Here is a 2,286-nt window from a genome sequence, read left to right as displayed (position 1 = left end):
AGGCCCACGCGCGCGTAGGACATCACGAACTTGGCGTTGTCGGCGGCGACCAGCAAGTCGCACGCGAGCGCCAGCGAAAAGCCCGCACCCGCCGCCGCGCCTTCCACGGCGGCGATCACAGGTTTCGTCGATGACCGTAACGCGCCGACCCACTCCCCGAGCATGTCGATGCTGGCTGCCTGGACCGCCGGGTCTTTCGCGCGATTTTCGAGCAGCCGGTTCAGGTTGCCGCCCGCGCAGAAAAAGTTGTCCGCACCCGTCAGTACGATGGCGCGTACCGAGGGATCGCGCTCGGCCGCGTTCATCGCTTCGATACCCGCGGTGTACATGTCCGGGTGCAGCGCGTTGCGTGCGCCCGGGTTGGACAGCTTGAGGACCAGCGTGGTGTCGCTGCCAGCGGGACGATCCGTCAATAATTCGGCGCTCATTGAGAAGCCTCGTCGAAGGTGAGAGAAAGCCCAAGTTGCGCACGGCGCGCAAGCCACGGCGACGGTCGATAACGCGGATCGCCCAACACGGTTTGCATGTTGCGCAGGATCGTAAGAATGGTGGTCGCGCCGAGCGCGTCGCCCAAAGCCAGCGGACCGCGCGGATAGCCAAGACCGAGCATCACGGCGAGATCGATGTCCTGCGGCGTGGCAATGCGTTGCTGCGCGATGTCACAAGCGATATTAACGATGGTCGCCACCACGCGTTGCGCGACGAACCCGGTCGAGTCGCGGATCAAGGTGACGGGCACACCATCGAACCCGAATAGCGCGTGCGCGGCGTCGCGAAAGGCGGGCGCAGTGGCCGGTGTGGTCATGATCGTGCGGCGCGCGGCGTCGGCGAGCGGGAACAATGTATCGATTGCGACCACGCGCGATGCGTCCAGTTTCTCCGCGACGGCCGCCGTGGTTGCATCGTGCCCAAGCGGCGTCACGACGATCAGCGAATCTGGCGCGGGCGTGCCGCCCGTATCGATGGTGATTGCCGTCTCCATTTTCGCGATCAGCCGGAACACCTCCTCTCGTGCTTGCGGCGACGCGCGGCTGACCCACACGCGGCGCGGCAGTTCCGTGGGCGCTGCCGCTTCGGCGGGTGCCTGCTGCTTGCCGTCGATGTACTTATAAAAGCCTTCGCCCACCTTGCGCCCGATCAGGCCGCCGGCGAGCCGCGTTCCCGTGATCGGCGACGGTGTGAAACGCGGTTCCTCGTAGAACTGGTGATAGATCGACTCCATCACCGGGTGCGAGACGTCGAGCGCGGTCAGGTCGAGCAATTCGAACGGTCCGAGCCGAAAGCCGGCTTGTTCGCGCATGATCCGGTCGATATCGACGAAACTTGCCACGCCTTCGCTCGCGATCCGCAGGCCTTCGGTATTCATCCCGCGCCCGGCGTGATTCACGATGAACCCAGGCATGTCTTTCGCACGCACGGGGGTGTGACCCATCTGGCGGGTGAGCGTCATCAGGGCGTCGCCAGCGGCTGGATCGCCACGCAGGCCGTCGATGATCTCGACCACTTTCATCAACGGCACGGGATTGAAGAAATGCAGCCCGGCAACGCGTTCGGGCTTCGCGCACCCAGCGGCAATCGCGGTAATCGATAATGACGACGTGTTCGACGCCAGGATGCAATCGTCGCGGACCACGGCTTCCAGCTCGCGGAACAACGCGCGCTTGACCTCCAGCTTTTCCACGATGGCCTCGATCACTACGTCGCAATCGGCCAGCTCGCCGATGGCATTTACCCCCTGGACGCGGGCGAGCGCGGCGTGCGCATCGGCTTCGTTCAGCTTGCCTTTTGCGGCAAGTTTGTTCAGGGTGTGGGAGAGATAGTCGCGGGCGGCCGTGAGTGCTTCCGGGTTGGTATCGTAGAGGCGAACGGCGAGGCCGCCCAGTGCCGCGATTTGCGCGATGCCGCGTCCCATCGCGCCGCTGCCGACAATGCCCACCGTCCGAATCTCAATGTCGCGCAAGGTCTTGGTCATAGTGTTTTTCGGCTCCTGGTTTGGGTAGATTAGCGCGATCGTACTGTTTATAAGATGAGGGTCTTGACTGATGGACCCTACACAAAAAGGAGAGAAGCGATGCTTAAGCTGTACGGTTTTCCGTTGTCCAACTATGTGAACAAGGTCAAGTTCGTGTTGCTTGAACATGAGATTCCGTTTGAAGAAGTTCGTGCGAATTTCGGCCAGGACGAAGCCACTTTGGCGTGTTCGCCGCTGGGCAAGGTTCCGTATGTGGAGACCGAAAGTGGGCCGTTGGCCGAGTCGCAGGCGATCATTGAGTACGTGGCGAGTGT

The 2,286-nt window shown here is 62.7% G+C and carries 3 protein-coding genes; 1 reads left to right on the top strand and 2 read right to left on the bottom strand.

Annotated features, from left to right (window positions below; all coding sequences use genetic code 11):
• Both WCA53_RS20760 and WCA53_RS20755 read right to left on the bottom strand, forming a co-directional pair.
• Nucleotides 1–428, bottom strand: a 428-nt coding sequence (locus tag WCA53_RS20760; protein WP_423915061.1) for an enoyl-CoA hydratase-related protein, incomplete at its 3' end; no start/stop codon positions are given.
• Nucleotides 425–1,972: a 3-hydroxyacyl-CoA dehydrogenase gene (locus tag WCA53_RS20755; RefSeq protein WP_423915059.1), complete on the bottom strand. Its 1,548-nt coding sequence runs from the start codon at nt 1,970–1,972 to the stop codon at nt 425–427. The genes WCA53_RS20760 and WCA53_RS20755, both read right to left, overlap by 4 nt.
• Nucleotides 1,973–2,071: 99 nt before the next feature.
• Between WCA53_RS20755 and WCA53_RS20750 the strand changes: the two genes are divergently transcribed.
• Nucleotides 2,072–2,286 (top strand): glutathione S-transferase N-terminal domain-containing protein (locus tag WCA53_RS20750; protein WP_423915057.1); only part of this gene is annotated, 215 nt, incomplete at its 3' end.

Origin of the sequence: Caballeronia sp., assembly GCF_049581465.1 — a bacterium.
GTDB lineage: Bacteria > Pseudomonadota > Gammaproteobacteria > Burkholderiales > Burkholderiaceae > Caballeronia.
Note: the sequence above shows the minus strand (reverse complement) of the source record. Positions and strands in the feature narration are given on the sequence as shown.

Excerpts from the sequence above, each read along its gene's own strand:
- WCA53_RS20755 (WP_423915059.1), bottom strand. The coding sequence starts at position 1,972 with ATGACCAAGACCTTGCGCGACATTGAGATTCGGACGGTGGGCATTGTC.